This window comes from Desulfobacterium sp. N47, from assembly GCF_051233685.1.
GTDB lineage: Bacteria > Desulfobacterota > Desulfobacteria > Desulfobacterales > RPRI01 > RPRI01.
In genome coordinates this window covers 85,677-106,157 of the sequence record NZ_JBAMMY010000155.1, presented here as the reverse complement: position 1 = coordinate 106,157, position 20,481 = coordinate 85,677, and the positions used below count along the sequence as shown (strand labels likewise).

At 40.2% G+C, this 20,481-nt stretch carries 24 protein-coding genes; 23 read left to right on the top strand and 1 reads right to left on the bottom strand.

Annotated features, from left to right (window positions below; all coding sequences use genetic code 11):
• Positions 1 to 438: 438 nt before the first annotated feature.
• The 23 genes from VXK47_RS10275 (at position 439) to VXK47_RS10165 (ending at position 19,690) form a co-directional block, all read left to right on the top strand.
• Entirely contained in the window at positions 439 to 606 is a 168-nt protein-coding gene (locus VXK47_RS10275) for a DUF3795 domain-containing protein (protein WP_435548690.1), read from the top strand.
• Positions 603 to 1,274: a cation transporter gene (locus tag VXK47_RS10270; protein WP_435548689.1), complete on the top strand. Its 672-nt coding sequence runs from the start codon at positions 603 to 605 to the stop codon at positions 1,272 to 1,274. Before VXK47_RS10275 ends, VXK47_RS10270 begins: the two co-directional genes overlap by 4 nt.
• A 99-nt stretch (positions 1,275 to 1,373) precedes the next feature.
• Positions 1,374 to 1,913: a YeeE/YedE thiosulfate transporter family protein gene (locus VXK47_RS10265; protein ID WP_435548688.1), complete on the top strand. Its 540-nt coding sequence runs from the start codon at positions 1,374 to 1,376 to the stop codon at positions 1,911 to 1,913.
• Complete coding sequence (locus tag VXK47_RS10260; protein ID WP_435548687.1) at positions 1,910 to 2,440, top strand: YeeE/YedE thiosulfate transporter family protein; 531 nt, start codon at positions 1,910 to 1,912, stop codon at positions 2,438 to 2,440. Before VXK47_RS10265 ends, VXK47_RS10260 begins: the two co-directional genes overlap by 4 nt.
• A 10-nt stretch (positions 2,441 to 2,450) precedes the next feature.
• The gene (locus VXK47_RS10255) at positions 2,451 to 3,623 is read left to right on the top strand and encodes an acetyl-CoA C-acetyltransferase (protein WP_435548686.1); all 1,173 of its coding nucleotides are present in this window, start codon (positions 2,451 to 2,453) and stop codon (positions 3,621 to 3,623) included.
• A gap of 19 nt (positions 3,624 to 3,642) precedes the next feature.
• Entirely contained in the window at positions 3,643 to 4,494 is an 852-nt protein-coding gene (locus VXK47_RS10250) for a 3-hydroxybutyryl-CoA dehydrogenase (RefSeq protein ID WP_435548685.1), read from the top strand.
• Between the two features lie 12 nt (positions 4,495 to 4,506).
• A complete protein-coding gene (locus VXK47_RS10245) occupies positions 4,507 to 5,058 on the top strand; it encodes a helix-turn-helix domain-containing protein (RefSeq protein ID WP_435548684.1) in 552 nt (183 codons plus the stop codon).
• A gap of 144 nt (positions 5,059 to 5,202) precedes the next feature.
• On the top strand, positions 5,203 to 6,357 hold the full coding sequence (locus VXK47_RS10240) for an acyl-CoA dehydrogenase family protein (protein ID WP_435548683.1): 1,155 nt from the start codon (positions 5,203 to 5,205) through the stop codon (positions 6,355 to 6,357).
• Between the two features lie 31 nt (positions 6,358 to 6,388).
• Positions 6,389 to 7,954: an NAD(P)H-hydrate dehydratase gene (locus VXK47_RS10235; RefSeq protein ID WP_435548682.1), complete on the top strand. Its 1,566-nt coding sequence runs from the start codon at positions 6,389 to 6,391 to the stop codon at positions 7,952 to 7,954.
• A gap of 2 nt (positions 7,955 to 7,956) precedes the next feature.
• On the top strand, positions 7,957 to 8,448 hold the full coding sequence (gene tsaE, locus VXK47_RS10230; RefSeq protein ID WP_435548681.1) for a tRNA (adenosine(37)-N6)-threonylcarbamoyltransferase complex ATPase subunit type 1 TsaE: 492 nt from the start codon (positions 7,957 to 7,959) through the stop codon (positions 8,446 to 8,448).
• A 7-nt stretch (positions 8,449 to 8,455) separates the two neighbouring features.
• Positions 8,456 to 9,670, top strand: a complete 1,215-nt coding sequence (locus VXK47_RS10225) for an aspartate kinase (protein ID WP_435548680.1) — start codon at positions 8,456 to 8,458, stop codon at positions 9,668 to 9,670.
• Positions 9,671 to 10,234: 564 nt separating this feature from the next.
• Positions 10,235 to 11,566, top strand: a complete 1,332-nt coding sequence (gene ffh, locus VXK47_RS10220) for a signal recognition particle protein (protein ID WP_435548679.1) — start codon at positions 10,235 to 10,237, stop codon at positions 11,564 to 11,566.
• Between the two features lie 15 nt (positions 11,567 to 11,581).
• The gene (gene rpsP / locus VXK47_RS10215; RefSeq protein WP_435548678.1) at positions 11,582 to 11,821 is read left to right on the top strand and encodes a small ribosomal subunit protein bS16; all 240 of its coding nucleotides are present in this window, start codon (positions 11,582 to 11,584) and stop codon (positions 11,819 to 11,821) included.
• 68 nt (positions 11,822 to 11,889) lie between these two features.
• A complete protein-coding gene (locus VXK47_RS10210) occupies positions 11,890 to 12,120 on the top strand; it encodes a KH domain-containing protein (protein WP_435548677.1) in 231 nt (76 codons plus the stop codon).
• A 3-nt stretch (positions 12,121 to 12,123) separates the two neighbouring features.
• Positions 12,124 to 12,636 carry a ribosome maturation factor RimM gene (gene rimM, locus VXK47_RS10205; RefSeq protein ID WP_435548676.1) on the top strand — a complete coding sequence of 171 codons (513 nt, stop codon included), beginning with the start codon at positions 12,124 to 12,126 and terminating at the stop codon, positions 12,634 to 12,636.
• 21 nt (positions 12,637 to 12,657) lie between these two features.
• Positions 12,658 to 13,446, top strand: coding sequence for a tRNA (guanine(37)-N(1))-methyltransferase (gene trmD, locus VXK47_RS10200; RefSeq protein ID WP_435548675.1), 789 nt, complete (start codon positions 12,658 to 12,660; stop codon positions 13,444 to 13,446).
• Positions 13,388 to 13,957, top strand: coding sequence for an RNA methyltransferase (locus VXK47_RS10195; RefSeq protein WP_435548674.1), 570 nt, complete (start codon positions 13,388 to 13,390; stop codon positions 13,955 to 13,957). The genes trmD and VXK47_RS10195 overlap by 59 nt, the downstream gene beginning before the upstream one ends.
• Before the next feature lie 115 nt (positions 13,958 to 14,072).
• On the top strand, positions 14,073 to 14,420 hold the full coding sequence (gene rplS / locus VXK47_RS10190; RefSeq protein WP_435548673.1) for a 50S ribosomal protein L19: 348 nt from the start codon (positions 14,073 to 14,075) through the stop codon (positions 14,418 to 14,420).
• Positions 14,421 to 14,431: 11 nt separating this feature from the next.
• Positions 14,432 to 15,076, top strand: a complete 645-nt coding sequence (locus VXK47_RS10185; RefSeq protein WP_435548672.1) for a ribonuclease HII — start codon at positions 14,432 to 14,434, stop codon at positions 15,074 to 15,076.
• A 48-nt stretch (positions 15,077 to 15,124) separates the two neighbouring features.
• Entirely contained in the window at positions 15,125 to 15,496 is a 372-nt protein-coding gene (locus VXK47_RS10180; RefSeq protein WP_435548671.1) for a YraN family protein, read from the top strand.
• Positions 15,471 to 16,394, top strand: a complete 924-nt coding sequence (rsmI, locus tag VXK47_RS10175) for a 16S rRNA (cytidine(1402)-2'-O)-methyltransferase (RefSeq protein WP_435548670.1) — start codon at positions 15,471 to 15,473, stop codon at positions 16,392 to 16,394. The genes VXK47_RS10180 and rsmI overlap by 26 nt, the downstream gene beginning before the upstream one ends.
• A 676-nt stretch (positions 16,395 to 17,070) precedes the next feature.
• A complete protein-coding gene (locus tag VXK47_RS10170) occupies positions 17,071 to 18,378 on the top strand; it encodes an NRAMP family divalent metal transporter (protein ID WP_435548669.1) in 1,308 nt (435 codons plus the stop codon).
• A 19-nt stretch (positions 18,379 to 18,397) separates the two neighbouring features.
• Positions 18,398 to 19,690 carry a magnesium transporter MgtE N-terminal domain-containing protein gene (locus VXK47_RS10165; RefSeq protein WP_435548668.1) on the top strand — a complete coding sequence of 431 codons (1,293 nt, stop codon included), beginning with the start codon at positions 18,398 to 18,400 and terminating at the stop codon, positions 19,688 to 19,690.
• Positions 19,691 to 19,835: 145 nt separating this feature from the next.
• On the opposite strand, the gene VXK47_RS10160 is transcribed toward VXK47_RS10165, so the two are convergent.
• Positions 19,836 to 20,390, bottom strand: coding sequence for a CheR family methyltransferase (locus VXK47_RS10160; protein ID WP_435548667.1), 555 nt, complete (start codon positions 20,388 to 20,390; stop codon positions 19,836 to 19,838).
• Positions 20,391 to 20,481 lie beyond the last annotated feature (91 nt).

Genomic DNA, 20,481 nt, shown 5'->3' with positions numbered 1-20,481 from the left:
AGTGTCTGAACGGAAAGTCATAGTTTTTTTAAAGTCAGCCGGATAGCTGATGGCAGTTTATTAAATTACTACCATTCAAATCATTGGCATCCGATTGCGAATCAAGTTTTTGCGATATTTTCTCAACAACCGGACGCACCCTCATCCAAACGGAACAGATTTATGACAATTGCTATAAGTGTGAATCTTTGAGTTGCCACGTATTATTTTATGATATAACAAATTAATTTCTTTACAAAATATAAAAAATTATCTAAAATAATTTATTGAGTTTACACAAGGGCTTATTAAGTATATTAATTTGCAGGTCGGGGTTTTACCATTGTCAGGACGTTTAATGACAATCTGTTTTTCTATATCAAAGTTTCACAATAATATCCCGGTTCCCAAGTATATTTATTTCAAGCGATATACTAAGAATTATAGGAGTAAATAAATATGTCACAAATTATAGCCTGTTGCGGTCTTGTCTGTTCAGACTGTCCAGTGTTTTTAGCTACGGAAAATGATGATGATGCCGCCAGGAAAAATACGGCTGAATATTTTTCTAAAAAGTTTGGAATGGATTTTAAGCCTGAAGACGTCAAAGGAATCGGACAAAATTGAAAATAATTATACCTTCTGCAGCTGAGACCGGCATTGTAAGCAACAATAAATTGTGGAATCGTGCATTATTACTGGCGGTAATTACAATCTGCTATAATATCATAGAGGGTTTGATTTCCGTATCATTCGGCATTACGGATGAAACTGTATCTTTATTCGGATTCGGGCTTGATTCATTTGTCGAGGTAGTATCAGGATTTGGCATACTTCATATGATAGTCAGGATTAAAAATAATGGCGGCACAAAAGATGCTTTTGAGAAAAATGCCTTAATTATTACAGGCGTTTCATTTTATATACTGGCATTTGGTCTGATAATTACATCCTGTTATAACATTTATATCGGCAACAAGCCGATATCAACTTTATGGGGAATTATTGTCTCGGTTGTATCTATTATATCAATGTTATTTTTGATGAAAGCAAAAATGGATGTCGGCAGAAAACTTAATTCAGATGCCATTGTTGCTGATGCCAATTGTACAAAGACATGTCTGTATCTTTCATTAATACTGCTTATATCAAGCCTTTTGTTTGAAATATTTAAAATCGGATATTTTGATTCCATCGGAGCTATCGGACTCGCATATTATTCGTTTAAGGAAGGCAGAGAAGCCATGGAAAAGTCCAGAGGAAACAGTTGCACATGCAGTTCTTGTCGCAGTTAAGCCAAATCAGGACAAGAAAGACAAACTCAAGTCTATGTATATTTAAGTTTATCAGAGCTATAAGGTTTTTATGCAACCTGAATGAGAAAGGAGATACCTATGAAGAAAGCAGGAGATGGCGGATGGAGCCCGTATTTAGCCGGAGCTCTTTTGGGCATATTGGCGATTGTTTCAGTATTTGCAACGACAAAATTGCTTGGAAAGACTAACTATTTAGGGGCATCGACTACGTTTGTGAGGGCTGCGGGTCTTATCGAAAATACAATTTTACCGGATCATGTTGCTTTAAACGATTATTTTGCAGAAACAAAAGTTAAGATTGACTGGCAGTTTATGCTTGTGATTGGTATTTTTTTAGGCGCCTTCATCTCTTCCATTATGGACAAAAGCTTTAAAATAGAGAGCGTTCCTCCAATATGGAAAGAGCATTTCGGCCCGTCAACAGGAAAACGAGCAGTAGGGGCATTTTTAGGCGGTATTGTTGCCATGGTTGGCGCACGAATGGCCGATGGATGTCCGAGCGGGCATGGCCTTAGCGGAATGATGCAGTTATCTGTCAGTTCGCTTGTGGCGTTGGCGATGTTCTTTGGCGTAGGGGTTTTAGTAGCCGGCATATTTTACTCAAGGAGGACAAAATGAATACAGGGCAATGGTTGGGGCTTATTACCGGAGTAGCATTTGGTTTTTTGCTGCAAAAAGGTCGTGTTCTTCGCTTTGATAAACAGGTGGGTGCTATGTTATTAAAGGATATGACAATATTAAAATTCATGCTGTCTGCTATATTGGTGGGGATGGTTGGCATACTGCTGCTCTCAAACGCTGGGATTATAACTTTAAGCCATAAGCCTATGAATGCTGGTGCAGTAGTAATCGGAGGGGCTTTATTCGGAGCCGGATGGGCTGTAATGGGTTTTTGTCCCGGAACATCAATCGGAGCTATAGGAGAAGGGCGCTGGCACGCTATTTTTGCTGTTATCGGTATGATTGCAGGAGCTGCGGTGTATGCGGAACTTTACCCGTTTTTTAAATCAACAGTACTTGCATGGAAAGATTTCGGCAAGATCGGTCTTCCGGAAACTCTTGGTGCATCACAGTGGATAATTGCCCTTGTATTCTGGGTAGTGGCAATTGGCATGTTTATTTTGTTTGAGAAGAAAAAAATATGAAGGAGAAAATATGAAAGAAGCTGTTATTGTTAGTGCTGTCAGGACGCCTCTTGGCAGTTTTAACGGGTCTTTAGGAAGTATCGGAGCTACAAAGCTCGGAGCTGTGGTTATTGAAGAAGCCGTTAAAAGGGCAGGTATAGACAAAAAAGAAGTTAATGAAGTTATGATGGGCTTGGTGTTGCCCTGCGGTTATGGCCAGAATCCGGCCAAACAGGCTGCCGTATTGGCCGGTATGCCCTGGGAAACAGAATGCATCACTATCAACAAAGTTTGCGGTTCAGCCTTAAAAACAGTCATGCTTGCAGCCCAGGCCATTCAAACCGGAGATGCCGAAGTTGTTGTCGCCGGAGGGATGGAAAGCATGAGCATGGCTCCGTATTATCTTGATAAAGCCCGCTTCGGATATCGAATGGGTGAGGGAAAACTGAAAGATCACATGATAAACGACGGCCTTTGGGATATAGTAAATGATTTTCATATGGGAATGTCTAATGAACTATGCTCTGAAAAATACAATATAAGCCGTGAAGACCAGGATCATTATGCGGATGAATCATACAGGCGGGCATTGAATTCAATTTCTTCAGGGCGTTTTAAGGATGAAATTGTTCCTGTTGAAGTTAAAACAAGAAAAGGGGTCAAAATTTTCGATACGGATGAGTGCCCACAGGAAACCAGTTATGAAATCCTTTCAAAAATGAAACCGGCTTTTAAGAAAGACGGACTCGGCACTGCCGGGAATGCTTCGATAATAAGCGATGGGGCCGCTGCTGTTGTGGTGATGTCAAGAGACAAGGCTGAAAAACTCGGATGTAAAATTATGGCTACAATCGGAGCGCAGGCATCGTATGGAATAGACATGAAGTATGTTCTTGTTGCTCCCATATGGGCTATTCCCAAATGTCTTGCGAAAGAAGGAATTTCAAAGGAAGATGTAGACCTTTATGAAATAAACGAGGCTTTCAGCGGATCAACAGTAGCGGTTCTTCGCGAACTCAAACTGGATCCGGCAAAAGTAAATGTAAATGGTGGAGGTGTGGCTCTCGGACACCCGATAGGAGGCAGCGGTTGCCGTGTTCTTGTTACACTTTTACATGAAATGATTAAACAGGATAAGAAAACCGGACTTGCTTCCCTGTGCCTTGGCGGAGGAGAAGCTGTTGCCCTGGTTGTAAAAAGATAGAATAATAAAGGAGAAAATAATGGATATTAAAAAATTTGGTGTTGTAGGAGCAGGTCAGATGGGAAACGGTATCGCTCAGGTTGCCGCCATGAGTGGTGTTGATGTTATAATGAATGATATAAAAAGCGAGTTTGTCGAGCGTGGTCTTGCTACTATCACAAAAAATCTATCCCGAAGTGTTGACAAGGGAAAGATGACTGCCGAAGAAAAAGATGCGGTTTTAAAACGCATTAGAACAAGCACTGATCTTAAAGATATGGCCGAAGCAGATTTTGTCGTGGAAGCGGCGACTGAAAATGAGACCTTAAAATTTCAGATATTTAGAGATCTTGATAAGGTATGTCCTGAAAATATAATTCTTTCCACAAATACTTCTTCTATCCCGATAGGGCGCATAGCAGCTCAGACAAAAAGGCCCGATAAAATAATCGGGATGCATTTTATGAATCCTGTGCCTGTTATGAAACTTGTTGAGGTTATACGTGGAATTGCAACTTCGGATGAGACCTTTAAAACTACATGGGAACTTTCGATTAAATTCGGTAAAACTCCGGCTTCTTCGGAAGACTATCCCGGTTTTATTGCCAACAGGGTTCTTATGCCCATGATAAATGAAGCAATCTTTTGTCTTTATCAGGGAGTAGGAACAAAAGAAGACATAGACACGGTTATGAAACTTGGAATGAATCATCCTATGGGGCCTCTTGCTCTTGCCGATCTTATAGGACTTGATACCTGTCTTGCAATAATGGAAACAATATATGACGGATTCAAAGATTCAAAATACAGGCCATGTCCACTGCTTCGGAAATATGTGGAAGCCGGATGGTTTGGGAAGAAAACTGGCCGCGGTTTTTACGAGTACAAATAAAAAGGGTATGCCATGACAGCAAAAAAAGCCGATTCCATACTTGGTGTTGGAAAGAAAATCCAGAAAATCAGAACGGAAAAAAAGGTGGTTCTTGACCGGATAGCCAATGAAACGGGGTTTTCAATAGATTATCTTAAAGAAATTGAGGCCGGCAAGGTATTTCCTCCTGTCGGCGCACTTCTCCAGATTGCAAAAGCCCTTGAAATAGATTCGGGTTTTTTCTTAAGAGAGCAGGAATCGGCTTTTAAAAAGCGCAGTAAAGATTATTCCAAGCGAACGGAAAATTATGCTTATACTAATCTTACGCCGGGAGCGGAAAACAAGCATTTAAAGGCTTTCAAGGTAACTGTTGAGCCTTTGCAGGAACATAAAGGTGTTGGGTATCATCATGAGGGTGAAGAATTTGTTTATGTGCTCAAAGGAAAAGTGGAGGTGATTGTAGGAGAACATACAAACAAACTTTCTGAGGGTGATTCGCTCCATTTTAATTCAGGGATAAGGCATATGCTCAGAAATGTAGGCAAAAATATTGCCGAGCTTCTTGTGGTTATTTACGGGCCGTGATTTAAACTTTCAGATAAAGTTTTTGGACTGCGTTATCAGTCGCCCCCCTTCGACAACGTACCAACTGTACGTCTTACTCAGTGGGGCTCCTTCTGGCCTTGCCAAAAACATTATCTGAAAGTCTATACTTAAAGAGAGTTGAAAATGTCTTATTTTCTTACAGATGAACAGCTGATGATCCGGGATATGGTAAGGGAGTTTTCGCGCAAATTTGTAGCTGTTACAGCTATGGAACGTGATTTGAGCAAAGAGTTTCCTGCTGAAAACTGCGAAAAAATGGCAGAGCTCGGACTCATGGGTATGATGATTCCTCCTGAATACGGAGGCTCAGGTACCGATACAATAAGCTATGTCCTTGCCCTTTCCGAAATTGCATATTCGTGTGCCTCAACCGCTGTTGTGATGTCTGTTCATAACTCGATAGTGTGTGAAAGCATATTAAGATACGGGAGTGATGATCAGAAGGTGCGGTATTTAAAGTCGCTTGCTTCAGGAGAGATGATAGGTGCTTTTGCAATGACTGAACCGCAGGCAGGTTCCGATCCGGTAAGCCAGAAGACTTCGGCGGTAAAAGACGGTGAATATTATGTGTTAAATGGGACCAAACGTTTTATTACAACCGGAAAAAATGCAGGACTTACAATAGTTACGGCAATTACTGATTCTGCAAAAAAGCACAAGGGTATCAGCGCATTTATAGTAGTAAAGGATACTCCCGGATTAATAGTGGGAAAAGTGGAAGACAAGATGGGACTTCGTGGTTCCGATACCTGTGATCTTGTTTTTGATAATTGCCGGGTGCATAAAGATGATCTTCTGGGCAGTGAGGGAGACGGCTTTAAAATAGCAATGTCGGCGCTTGACGGCGGCAGAATCGGAATTGCCGCGCAATCGGTCGGAGTCGCCCAGGCGGCGCTTGACGCAGCAGTTAAATATTCAACTCAGCGTGAACAGTTTGGTCAGACTATTTCCAAATTTCAGGGCCTTCGCTGGATGGTAGCTGAAATGGCGACCGAAGTTGAAGCTGCGCGGCAGCTGATGTTTTCGGCTGCGGCCATGAAAGATAAAGGCGTAAACTATACCCTACAGGCTTCCATGGCAAAACTGTTTGCTTCCGAAATGGTAAACCGGGTTACCGCAAAAGCATTGCAAATGCATGGAGGCTATGGTTTTATCAAAGAATATCCTGTTGAGAGATTTTACAGGGATGCAAGAGTTTTTACAATTTATGAAGGAACATCGGAAATTCAGAAAGTAGTAATCTCAAATCATATTTTCAACGACAAAAGAAAAATGTAAAATAGAGCATGTTTTTTCCGGAGAGATAAAAATGTACATTGTAACAGCTGGTGAAATGCAGCAGATGGATAAAAGTACTATAGATTTCGGACTTCCGGGCCGTGTGCTTATGGAAAATGCCGGGTGCGGTGCTACGCAGATATTTCTTGATAGATTTTGCAAAAAAGGATCTGAAAAAGTTGGTATTCTGGCAGGGCGCGGAAATAATGGCGGTGATGGTTTTGTAATTGCAAGGCGTCTTGCCCGGAAAGGAATTGATGTAAATGTATATCTTCTGTCCAAAACATCGCTTGTCAAAGGAGATGCGCTTGAAAACCTCAAGCTTCTTTATCCGCTGCAAATTCCGGTTTTTGAAATAACAGGCAGTAAAAGTTTTATAACAAATCAGGATTTCATGCAAAACAGGGATATATGGGTTGATGCCATATTTGGAACCGGTTTGAAATCAAATATTGAAGGCATTATTAAAGATGTCATAATTTATGTAAACAGTCTTGATAAACCTGTGTTTGCTGTTGATATTGCTTCCGGAATTGATTCGGACAACGGACAGATGCATGGTGAATGCATTCATGCTGAATTGACGGCAACTTTTGGATATGCAAAATTGGGGCATTATCTTTATCCGGGTGCAAGATGTTCGGGTGAAATTGAAATTGTGGATATCGGCATCCCGTCTTTTATTGCAGATAAAATCGCTCCGAAACAAGGCCTGCTCACACATGAACGTATTAGTTCCATTCTTGAACCAAGAAGAAAAGACGCCCATAAGGGAAGTACAGGCCATGTTTTTGTTATCGGAGGCTCTCCGGGAAAAACCGGGGCTGTATCAATGACTGCTATGGCTGCAATGAGAGCTGGTGCCGGACTTGTTACTCTTGGTGTGCCTAAAAGTCTCCACTGCGTGATAGAATCAGCGACTCTTGAAGTCATGTCTTGCCCGCTTTCTGAAAATTCCGAGGGTTTTCTTTCGGAGTCTTCTTTTGATTCTGTTATGCACAATGTTGCAGGCAAGAAATGCATTGCACTTGGCCCGGGGCTTGGAACAGATCCTTCTACTAAAAAGCTTCTTATCAGAATACTTCGCGAGGTGCAGATTCCTGTTGTTCTTGATGCAGACGGTCTTAATCTGCTTGCCGGACAAACCGATGAGCTTAAAAAGCTGAAAACGCCTGCTGTATTGACTCCTCATCCCGGTGAGATGTCAAGACTCACGGGTAAATCCATTGCACAGATTCAGAGTAACAGGGTTGTCTGTGCACGCGAATTTGCCACAGAGCATAATGTTCATCTTGTTTTGAAAGGAGCAGGAACTGTAATAGCACATCCGGACGGAAGGGTGTTTATTAATTCAACCGGAAATTCAGGCATGGCATCCGGCGGGATGGGAGATGTTCTAACCGGAATTATCGCCGGATTTATTGCCCAGAATTATACTGCTGAAGATGCCGCAAAGCTTGGAGTTTATCTTCACGGAGCTGCCGGAGACGCTCTTTCGGAAAGCATAGGCCCTTTTGGCTATCTTGCCTCCGATATGTTAAAAATACTGCCGGCGCAAATAGGGATTTATGCCAATAAATGCTTTGGAGACTTATAAGAATGGTTTCCTTGAGCAAACTTGCTGCAAACACTCTGACTGCAGATGTTATTACAGGTTCCTGTGCCGAAACTCAAAATCTGGGAGAAAAAATCGGCAGGAAAATTACAAATAGAATTATAATTGCATTGTCAGGAGAGCTTGGAAGCGGGAAAACATCATTTGTACAGGGTCTTGCCAATGGGCTTGAAGTGCCGGCCAGATTTTATGTCACAAGCCCGACTTATTCAATTATTCATGAATATCCGGGACGAATTTCCCTTTTCCATATTGATTTATACCGTCTGACAGATAAAGATGATATTTATGATACAGGGCTTTATGAAATACTTGACAGTTTCGGAGTTTTTGCTATTGAATGGCCCGACTTATTGAAAAACGAATTTCCGGCTCAGTATTTGTCGGTTCATATAGAAATAACAGGTGATGATACAAGAAAATTTCAGATAACTGCGTTCGGTAATGAAACCGCAAGCCTGATTACAGATCTATGAGGGGAAAATGAGTTTAATTGTACAAAAATTCGGAGGAACATCGGTAGGCGATATTGAGCGTATTCGTAATGTCGCAATGCGCGTATCAAAGACGTTTGATGAGAAAAACGATGTAGTAGTAGTTCTTTCAGCGATGTCGGGGGTTACTGATAGTCTCATAAAAATGGCAGAACAGGCCGCTTATTCTCCCGATAAACGCGAACTTGATGTTCTGCTGAATACCGGAGAGCAGACTACTGTTGCAATTCTTGCCATGATGCTAAAGGGTATGAACTATCCTGCCGTATCCCTTTTGGGGCATCAGGCTAAAATTCTGACTAACAGTGATTTCGGAAATGCCAGGATTGGCGGAATCAATGCTGATAATATCAGAAAGTATCTTGATCAGCGGATAATAGTTGTTATTGCAGGTTTTCAGGGTATGGATTCGAATGGAAATCTGACAACACTTGGACGCGGAGGTTCGGATACAACAGCCGTTGCTGTGGCAGCAGCGCTAAAAGCCGATATATGTGAAATATATACGGATGTGGATGGAATATATACGGCTGATCCCAATGTGTGCAAAAAGGCAAGAAAACTTGATAAAATATCTTATGATGAGATGCTTGAAATGTCGAGTCTTGGAGCAAAGGTTCTACAGATCAGATCCGTTGAATTTGCGAAAAAATATGATGTTCCTATACATCTAAGGTCATCGTTTTCACTTGAGGAGGGAACTATGGTGGTAAATGAATATTCGGATATGGAACGACTTGTTGTATCCGGTGTAACTCACAGCAAAAATGAAGCCCGCATTACCTTGAAAAAAGTTGTTGACCAGCCGGGTATAGCCGCAAAAATATTCACACCGATTGCAGATGCAGGGATACTTGTGGATATGATAATACAAAATACCCGCGCTGAAGGATTGACAGATCTCACGTTCACAGTTCCCAAATCGGATTTTAAGAAAGCAGTTGAGATTGAGACGAAGGTAGCCGGTGAAATAGGCGCCGAAGCTGTTCTGGTTGATGAAAACGTTGCCAAGGTTTCGGTTGCAGGCGTTGGAATGAAGAACCATTCCGGTGTTGCTGCAAGGATGTTTTCAGCGCTTGCAAGAGATAACATAAATGTGCTGCTGATAAGTACTTCAGAAATCAGAATATCTTGTCTTATAGAAGAGAAATACGCCGAACTCGCTGTTCGTGTTCTTCATGCTGAATTTGGTTTGGATAAATAGAGCTAATAAGTTCGTAAGCTCATAAGCTTTTGAGGGTGAAGGGGAAAAAAGGCTGATGAGTTCATGTGCTCTTGAATGGTAAAAAAAAGATAATTGCTGACAAATGGTGAATATGAGATTTAGTACTGACCAGTTGATACTGTCGCTTATAATCGGGATTATTATACTGGGACTTGCTGTATACAGGATGTACGGACTCTGAACAAATTGCAGGTATTTTTGTGTAACATGCCGTTTATTTGATTGTTCTTCTTTAATTCAAATTGATCTATATGATATTAATTGTGATTTTATTGTTAACAGGTTAAAATGCGGATAATAATTCAGGAAACATCAAGATTGTTATCAAATTATTCAACTTCTCCGGGCACTTAATATTATTCTTGACATATCATAAAATTAGAATTATTTTCAATATTTTATTTAGGCCGTTTTGGATATCGGTAATAGCGGTAGAGAGCTTATCTTCTCATACCAATCAAAAAGGTATTTGCCGGATTCTTAATAAAGAAATAACTTTTGATAATATTTCAAAATTATAGATAAATAGATTGTTTATTAATTATGTTTGATAGTTTAAGCGAAAAACTAGAAAATATATTCAAGCAACTCAAAGGACACGGCAAATTAACCGAGAAGAACATTGAGGAGGGCTTGAAAGAAGTCAGAATGGCGCTTCTTGAAGCCGATGTTCATTACAAGGTTGTAAAAAAGCTTGTTGCGGATATAAAAGAACGTTCTTTAGGTCAGGAAGTAATGGCCAGCCTGACGCCTGGGCATCAGGTTATTAAAATTGTAAATGATGAACTTACCAGGCTTATGGGTTCTTCGCATCAGGAAATTGTTCTTTCAGGTTCTGTGCCTGTCTCTATAATGCTTGTAGGTCTCCAGGGTTCGGGTAAAACAACTACAGCCGGAAAAATCGCAATTTTTTTACGGCAAAAAGGCAGGAAACCTTTTCTTGTCCCTGCTGATGTTTACCGTCCTGCTGCTATTGACCAGTTGAGAAAAATAGCGGAACAAATAGGTGTTCCTGCTTTTGAATCATCTGTTGATATGGATCCTGTTGATATCTGCTTAAAAGCAAAAACGACTGCCCAGAAACTGGGCTGTGATACTCTTATCCTTGATACGGCAGGCCGTCTTCATATTAATGAAGAGCTTATGGCGGAGCTGAGCCGAATAAAGAATGCGGTTAAACCATCGGATATACTTCTTGTTGCTGATGCTATGACAGGTCAGGATGCTGTGAATATTTCAAAATCGTTTGACAGCTCGCTTGATATCGGTGGTGTCATTCTTACCAAAATGGATGGAGATGCCAGAGGCGGTGCTGCGTTATCTATTAAGGCGATAACGAACAAGCCAATAAAATTTATAGGGGTAGGTGAAAAACTAAGCGCTTTGGAGCCATTTTATCCTGACAGAATGTCTTCAAGAATACTCGGAATGGGTGACATCCTTACCTTTATTGAAAAGGCACAGTCCGTTTCCGATGAAAAACAAGCTGTTGAGCTTGAAAGAAAACTGAGAAAAAGCCAGTTTACTCTGGAAGATTTTCGCGACCAGATGGGTCAGATTCGAAAAATGGGTTCAATATCCGAAATACTGGGCATGATTCCCGGATTGGGCAAAAACAAACAGCTTAAGAACTTGCAGGTTGACGAAAAAGAGTTGGTCAAAATTGAAGCGATAATTAATTCCATGACTCCCATGGAACGCAGGCAATATACCATAATTAATGGAAATCGAAGAAAAAGGATTGCCAAGGGGAGTGGAACTAGCGTACAAGACATTAACAGACTTCTTAAAAATTATGCCCAGGCTATGAAAATAATGAAACAAATCAATAAAGGCGGTATGCGCGGCATTAAACGTGGCATGCTGCCGTTTTAGAGGAGAAGCGAAAATATGGCAGTTAAAATCAGATTGGCAAGGCATGGAGCAAAAAAAAGGCCCTTTTACAGAATTGTCATTGCCGATTCCGAACATCCAAGGGATGGCAGGTATATAGAAGCAGTAGGAACATATGATCCGGTTTTGAATCCTGCAAAGGTCTCTCTCAAGGGGGAACGGATAAAACATTGGATCGGTATGGGAGCAAAACCAACGGATACAGTGAAAAATATTTTGAAAAAAGAAAAGATATAGTTGATTATTAGATAGTTGATTGTGTTGTACCCTTATCCTCAACCGCAAATTAAAAAGGAGATGGAGCCATGAAAGATCTGATCTATTACATAGCGCAGGCCCTGGTTGATAATCCTGAGCAAGTTAAAGTTGAAGAGGTACTTGGGAACCAAACCTCAGTTTTAGAACTTAAAGTGGCTAAAGAGGATCTGGGAAAGGTAATAGGGAAGCAGGGCCGAACTGCCCGGGCAATGCGGACAATATTGAGTGCTGCATCTGCAAAAGTAAAAAAACGCACTGTTTTGGAAATTATCGAATAATCTGTGAGTAAAAAGGGGTTTCTTCCAATAGGAAAAATTGTGAATGCCCATGGAATCCATGGTGCAATGAAGATCTATTCCTATTCGGGGACCTTTTCTGCTTTTGAAACAGGAAATACACTTTGTATAAAAAATGACCCTGATTCCGCCGGTTCTTCTTACAGAATAAAATGGTCTGCACTCCATTCCCGTTTTATTCTTGTTGAGTTTGAAGGAATTGATTCAAGGGTTTTAGCTCAAAGTTTAAAGGGATACGAGCTTTTTATTGAAAAGGCAAAACTTCCCAGGCTTGAAGATAAAACTTATTACTGGGATGATATAATCGGTCTGAATGTATATACAGCTGATGGTGATTTCCTTGGTGTGATTGAATCGATTATACAAACAGGCAGCAATGATGTATATGTTGTAAAAAATGAAGAAAAAGAAGTTCTTATACCAGCATTGGAATCCGTTGTTTTAGATATTGATCTTGACTGTAAAACTATTAAGGTTAAATTGCCCGAAGGCTTGTAGCAAACGTCTTGTAATGGACTTATGATGAAATTTACAGTTCTTACAATATTTCCTGAAATGTTTAATTCCTTCTGGTCTTATGGAATAATTAAAAAAGCGATTGATGAAAGCCTTATTTTTGCTTCTGCAATAAACATAAGGGATTTTACAAAAGACAAGCACAAGACAACTGATGACAGGCCTTTTGGCGGCGGTTGCGGAATGGTTATGAAGCCCGAACCTTTGGCAGATGCTATACGGATGGCAAAAGAAAACAATCCCGATTCAAGGACTGTGCTCTTAAGTCCCCAGGGGCGTATTTTTAACCAGAAGTTAGCAGTTGAATTAGCTGAATCAAATGGGCTTAATTTTGTTTGCGGAAGGTATGAGGGTATAGACGAACGTATATGCAGTGATTTTGTCGATGATGAAATTTCCTTGGGTGATTATGTGCTGATGGGCGGAGAGCTTGGCGCGATGGTAATTATGGAAGCTGTAACTCGTCTGATACCCGGAGTACTTGGCAGCCCCGACTCGGCTTCACAGGATTCATTCTCCGGCGAATTGCTTGATTACTGCCATTTTACAAGGCCAAGAGAATTTGAAGGATCAAAAGTACCTGAAGCGTTGCTTTCCGGCAACCATAAAGATATTGATAACTGGAGACTTGAGGCTTCTTTAATACGCACATTTTTAAAAAGACCGGATCTTATAGAAAATAAAATTCTTACGAAACAGGAAAATGAAATACTGAAAAAATGGTGCCGCGATATTGAAAATATTATTCAAGCCCAATCTTTACGTGGCTCTGGTACATTATCCGGTAATTAATAAATCCGGTGATATTATAGCATCAGCGATAACGAACCTTGATCTGCATGACATGGCAAGGGCGGCAAAAACATATGGAGTTAAAAATTTTTATGTAGTTACGCCGCTTGATGATCAGAAAGAACTTGCTCAGCAAATTATTTCTCACTGGACAAGCGGAGCAGGGGCTGTCCTCAATCCCAAAAGGTGCGAGGCTCTTGAACTGATATATATAAAGAACTCGATTAAAGATGTTTTGGAAGAAATTGGTTTCAAGGAAAAAAGTTATCCTAAAACAGTAGTAACAAGTGCAAAAGACAGTACGGATTATATCAGCTTTTTTAAGTTTAAGGAAATGCTCAAAGATGAAAGCCCGTATCTTATTATTTTTGGAACAGGATGGGGGCTTGCTGAGGAAATAATTTCAACAGCTGATTATAAGCTTGAACCAATAAAAGGAAATGCTGACTATAATCATCTTTCAGTCAGGTCGGCATGTTCGATCGTTTTGGACAGACTAATTTGCGGCTGAGAAAGGGCTGATTTTTATTACGAAGAGAAGTCATTAGCTATCCTTGTTTTCTCTGTACGGTTTTCTCTGTACGATGTCGGGAAAACAAATTATATTTTATGTTAGGAGATTATCGATGGACCCATTAAAACAGTTGGCGCTTGAAAGCATGCGGCTTGATTTTCCGGCATTTAAGACAGGAGATACAGTTAAAGTCCATGTTAAAATAAAAGAAGGTGAAAAAGAACGTATTCAGGTATTTGAGGGAGTAATTATCGGCAGACACAGAAAAGTTGAAAATTCGACTTTTACTGTAAGAAAAGTATCATATGGCGTTGGTGTAGAACGTATATTCCAGCTTAATTCGCCTGTTATAGACAGAATTGAAGTTATGAGCCATGGCCGGGTAAGGCAGTCAAAAATATATTTCCTTCGAAAACTCAGAGGCAAGGCTGCAAGGCTGAAAGAACGCCGCGTAAATTGAGAAGATAAGCCATGGGAAACAACCTGTGGGCATATGAGTTAAGTGCCTTTGAAAAAGGCTATAATAAAATAGCAGGCGTAGATGAGGCCGGCAGAGGACCCATTGCCGGCCCGGTTGTTTCCGCAGCAGTGATACTTCCCTTTTCTTATCCTATCGAAGGTGTTACGGACTCAAAAAAATTAACTCCCAAAAAGCGCGATTATCTTTATAACATTATCTATGAACGTGCTGTTTCAATAGGAATCGGAATAGTTGATCCGGCAGAAATTGAGCGTATAAATATTCTCAGGGCATCACTTCTTTCAATGTCAATTGCGGTTCAAAACCTTTCTCCTGAATCCGATTATCTTCTTATTGACGGAATATTTCCTATTCCGCATACCCTTTCACAGCAACCTATTCCACATGGTGATTCTTTGAGTTTATCAGTCGCCGCAGCATCAATTGTTGCAAAGGTCACAAGGGACAGGCTTATGGAGAGATACCATTACGAATATCCTGAATATGGATTCATAAAACACAAAGGATATCCAACCAAAGAACATAAAGAAGCAATCCGCAGATCAGGATGTTGCCCTATTCACAGACGAAGCTTTAAAGGGGTTAAAGAAGTTATAAGCCAAACTGATTCGTGCTGTGAGCCTTTAGTGTCATAATCGTGCAATCGCCGGGAACTTTAAGAGCTTATGCGTAAGGAATAATATATGCCGTCAAAAGATCAACTTTTCGGAAAAGAAGGCGAATCCCTTGCTGTTTTGTATCTTAAAAAACATGGATACAAAATAATTGAGCAGAATTATCGCACAAAGCTGGGTGAAATTGATATAATTGCAAAAGAAAAAAACACCTTGGTATTTGTTGAAGTAAAATCCAGAAACACCGGCCATTTCGGAAGTCCTAAATACGCAATAACTCCAAAAAAAATGAGAAAAATTTCCATGGTGGCCCTTTACTTTCTAAAAGAAACAAAGCAGAGCGGCGTTAAAGCAAGATTTGACGTTGTTTCAATAAGTCCCGGAGAAAAAGAGCCTGAAATTGAAATAATAAAAAATGCTTTCGATCTTGCTTATGGATGATACGGCATCGGCGGTTATACCGGGGACTCTTTATATTGTTGCAACTCCTATAGGAAACAGGGATGATATCACCTTAAGAGCGCTAAAGGTCTTAAAAGATGTCGATCTGATTGCAGCAGAAGACACACGTCATACAGGAAGATTTTTATCCTTCCACAGCATAAAAGCCAACCTGATATCATATCATGAACATAACGAACGGGAACGAACTTTAGATTTAATCGACAGACTAAAAAACGGGGCATCTATTGCTCTTGTAACCAATGCCGGCACACCTCTGTTATCTGATCCCGGTTACCGGCTGGTAAAAGAGGCTGTAGCCGCGGAAGTAAATATTGTTCCGATACCAGGTGTATCAGCTGCTATAACAGCACTTTGTGTTTCCGGCCTGCCAACCGATTCATTTATATTTATCGGGTTTTGTCCCAAAAAAAATCAAAAGCGCCTGGATTTATTAAAAGATATAGATAAGGAAAAAAGAACTTTAATATTTTACGAATCTCCAAAAAGAATAATACGGTTTCTTGAAGAAACGCTTGATGTGATGGGAGAAAGATATTGTGTTTTAACCCGTGAACTGACTAAGCTTCACGAAGAAATCATAAGAGGAATACAGACTGAAATACTTTATGCTTTAAAGCAGCGCCCCGGATTAAAAGGGGAGATTACTCTGCTGATATCGGGCTATGAAGAAAAGGATAATTACTCTCCCGATATTCTAATAAAAGAACTTACAGAAAGTATTTGTGAGCATAATACTCCATTGCCTGTTCTTGCAAAACAAAAAGCTGAAAAATTCGGTCTTTCAAAAAAACAGGTCTATGAAGAGGCTTTGAAGATAAAAAGAGGAATAAGCCAAAATTTGCATAGTATTTACCGTCAAAACATTAAAATCTAATACTTCGGTTGTTCATTTTCCATTTTTTTGATAAAAGCCAAAAATACCCATGTGCGTACGATACTCAGTTTCTTTTTATTCAAAAGTTTAAGAATCTGTTTTTAGCATTTTCTTGTTTCATAATTTTATCCATTTGTATTCTTTATTTGGAAAAAAATATTGACTGAATCCAAAAAAACACGTTCGATTATATAATTGTTGGCATCAGGTAACCAACAGTTCGTGTCAGGGCGAAGTTATATAATTGACTATAATAAATCATTACATGTTATGGATCAATGAAAACAGCGCCATTTGAGAATTGACTTAAGAAAGTTAAAAGAGGATTTGTCGTTTTTTTATCCTTGACTGGAATATTTTTTGATGTATAAACGCGCCAGAATCATTTTGGCAAAAACTTTAAATCGGAGCAAATAACAGAATATGGAACCTCCTGGTCATAGAGGAAAACTCATCTATAGACGACGGTCTACGGCTATAAATAAATGTATCCCGGAATAATTTCTTTTAATCCATAACTGGTTTTTTTGTGGATTTCCGGGCAAAACAACCGGAAACCGCAGCTATTTTTTTTCACACCTCTATCCCCAGCATGCAGATTGAACCGACTGTCCAATCTTTTGACCGGTAATATTGTTCAGAAGATATTAATATTAAATCCGGAGGTTGTCTTCTCATGTACTGGATCAGTAAAAGCATTCACAATCTGAATCGCTTACGGCGTAATTTTATTATTTTTTTGTCCGTGCTCGGGCCGGGCATTATCGTTATGATTGCCGACAATGATGCAGGCGGCATATCGACATATGCCGTAACAGGCTCAAAATATGGCTTTTCTCTGCTTTGGATATTTCTTCTTCTCCTTCCGATGGCTTATTTTGTTCAGGAAATGACCGTTCGTCTGGGAGCAGTAACCAAACGTGGCCATGCCGAAGCTATCTTCGACGGATTCGGTCCTTTCTGGGGTTGGTTTTCTCTTGTTGATCTTGCAATAACAAACTGGCTTACTCTGGTTACGGAATATATCGGGATGACAGCGGCTATGAGCCTTTTCGGCGTACCGCCGCTTTTTACTATTATTGCTGTTACGGCAATACTTTTTGCTATTGTCCTTTCGGGAAAATACTGGACATTTGAAAAGCTTACTCTTTTCTTCTGTGCCTTTAATCTCGTTTACATCCCCGCGGCGCTCTGGGCCATGGAAACACCGAATGCTCCGCTATGGAGCGAAGTATTAAAAGGATTTTACAGTCCGGATATCGGGCCAATAAACACGGATTTGATTTTTATCATACTTGCCAACATAGGAACTACAATTGCTCCCTGGATGCTGTTTTTCCAGCAAAGCGCAGTAGTCGATAAGGGCCTTGATATACATGATATCAGGTTTGGCAAGCTTGAAACTCTTGTAGGATCGCTTTTAACCTGTATTGTAGCTGTTTTTATTATTATTGTTACAGCTGCGGTTTTCTATTACCACAAACCACCTATTATTATTGAAGATGCCAAACAGACCGCCGAAGCAATAGTCCCTTTGCTTCCCTTCGGCCAGGGTCAATTGGCCCGTAAGTTTTTTGCTATAGGACTTTTTGATGCCGGATTTCTTGGCGCACTTTGTATTTCCCTGTCAACATCATGGGCAGTAGGAGAGGTTTTCGGATGGGCGCACACCCTGAACAAGAAAGTCAAGGAAGCGCCCTGGTTTTATGTGGTTTATCTGGGAATGCTCATAACTTCAGGCGCAGTTGTTCTGATCCCCGGAGCGCCGTTGGTGCATATTACCATGTTCGTACAGGTTGTTGCAGTAACAATGTTACCGGCATCTTTGATTTTTCTGCTCTTGCTTTTAAACGATAAATCACGCATGGGCGATTATGTTAGTACGCGCTGGGAAAATATAATAAACGGTTCTATTGTGATCTTTGTTATTATTATGTCATCTTTACTGGGTATAACTACGCTTTTTCCCAACATTATTAAATGAGCACCCGGGAGTTCATACAATGGCGGAAAAAAATCAAAAAATAAAAATGACGGATCTGCCCCAGGGAACAGGCAATTTCCGGCTCATCTATTTTTCGGAACTTGTAAAGCGTCCGATCTGTATCGGAAAAATTAAAAACCGAATAGGAAAACTTACCGATGTGGTGTTTGCTTTAACGGAATCTTATCCGGAAGCGGTAGGTATATACATTTATCATGGCTGGGGAAAACCGACCATGTTCATTCCATGGACAAAAGTTCTTAAGATAGAAGATGATGCCATTTTTGTTGGGCCTCCTGAAGAGGGCGATAAATATCCCCCGTTTATCGATCAACAGGGATGGATTCTTCTGGACAAACATCTGATGGGACGAACGATCGTGGACATGGATGACCGGCGGGTTGAAGTGGTAAATGACCTGCACCTGATAGAATCAAGAAAAAGATTGATCCTTGTTCATGTTGATATATCATTTAATGGTTTTTTGCGCCGTTGGGGACTTGAAAAATTTCACTGGGTAAAAGATGATCTGATCTCATGGAAATATGTCCAGCCTTTGTCAGTAGAAGATGCCGTTTCAACAGACAAGGTGTCTCTATCTGTAACACGCAAGCAGATACATAATCTTCCGAGTGAGGATCTTGCCGATATACTGGAAGAACTCAGCAATGAAGAAAAAAGCGCTCTTTTTTCCGCCCTTAACTCTGAAAAGGCGGCAGAAACTTTAGCTGATGCTGAACCGAGAACCCAGCGTCAGATTATTGCAAACCTTCGCAAAGAAAGAGCCCGTAATATATTTTCTGAGATGACCATACCCCAGCTTGCAGCGCTTTTTTCAGTTCTTCCTCATGATCATGTTTCAGACATGATGAAACTGCTTACAAGTGAACAGGCCGAACGTGTGAGCTCAATTCTTTCAGAAAGGGAATCAACAGCAAAAGGCATGATGTCGGGTATCTTTTTAACAATGCCGAAAAAAGCAACCGTAGCTGAAGCTTTGGCTAAAATCAGGCAGTCCGGGATGGAACCCGAGGTTATTTCTTATATTTACGTAGTTGATGATAACGGGACAAAGCTTGCCGGAGTAGTCGATTTACGTGAATTGGTTCTATCTGCCGATAATACTGCGCTTGATGAAATTATGGCAACTCATGTGGTAACCGCTGAAGACGATACACAGGAAGACCTGGCCGAACTTTTTGCAAAATATCATTACAGGATGATACCGGTTGTGGACAGTAATGATAACATCCTTGGCATAATTCAATATAACGACATCATGAAAGGGGTGGAAACCCGCATTAAATTGTAAGGAGAACCGGGATGGCGCGAGTGCAACTGACAAAAACTGCAAAAATTGCTCTTTATTTTCTTAGATTTTATCTCATTTTTCTACTGGCTCTTATAGTAATAAAATTCTTAAAACTCTTTTAAGTTGTCCTGGTATAGCGATTGTCTCAAATTGAGTATAACCCGGAGAAAATATCAGAGACCTTTGGTAGCTTAATTTTTATGAAAATCAGTCTTGACATGGGGTCCACTATATTGTATGTTCCATTTTTAACCGATAACACTTCTGCTTCGGAATTATCGGTAGCAAAGATTCGAAAGTGAAGGGGTATAGACCGCATTTCGATAAGCTCGTCAAGCAGCATGGCAACTGAATATGCTTCCTGCCCGGCTGAACAACCCACAGACCAGATACGGATTTCTGTACAGCCGGATTTTATTTTTTCTTCTATTATATTTGGAAGGACAATCTGTTCAAGCAGATTAAAAGTGAGCGGGTCTCTGAAAAACTCGCTGTAACAGATTTTAAGCGAGTTGAATAAATCTTCCGCTTCCATATGATCTTCCGCTAAACGCCCTGAATACTTCTCGTGGCCGGATATCGAGTTTGCAACAAGTCTTTTATCAATAGATTGAACAAGAAAGGATTCTTCATAACATGAAATATCCATGCTATATTGCTGGTACATTACCCTGATTATTTCTTTCAGAGCCTCTTCCATTTGGTATGCAAATGAATCCTTGTTATTATATTAAAGAATAATTATTTTATTTTACAATATATTAAATTATATAATTTTTCAATATAATGTT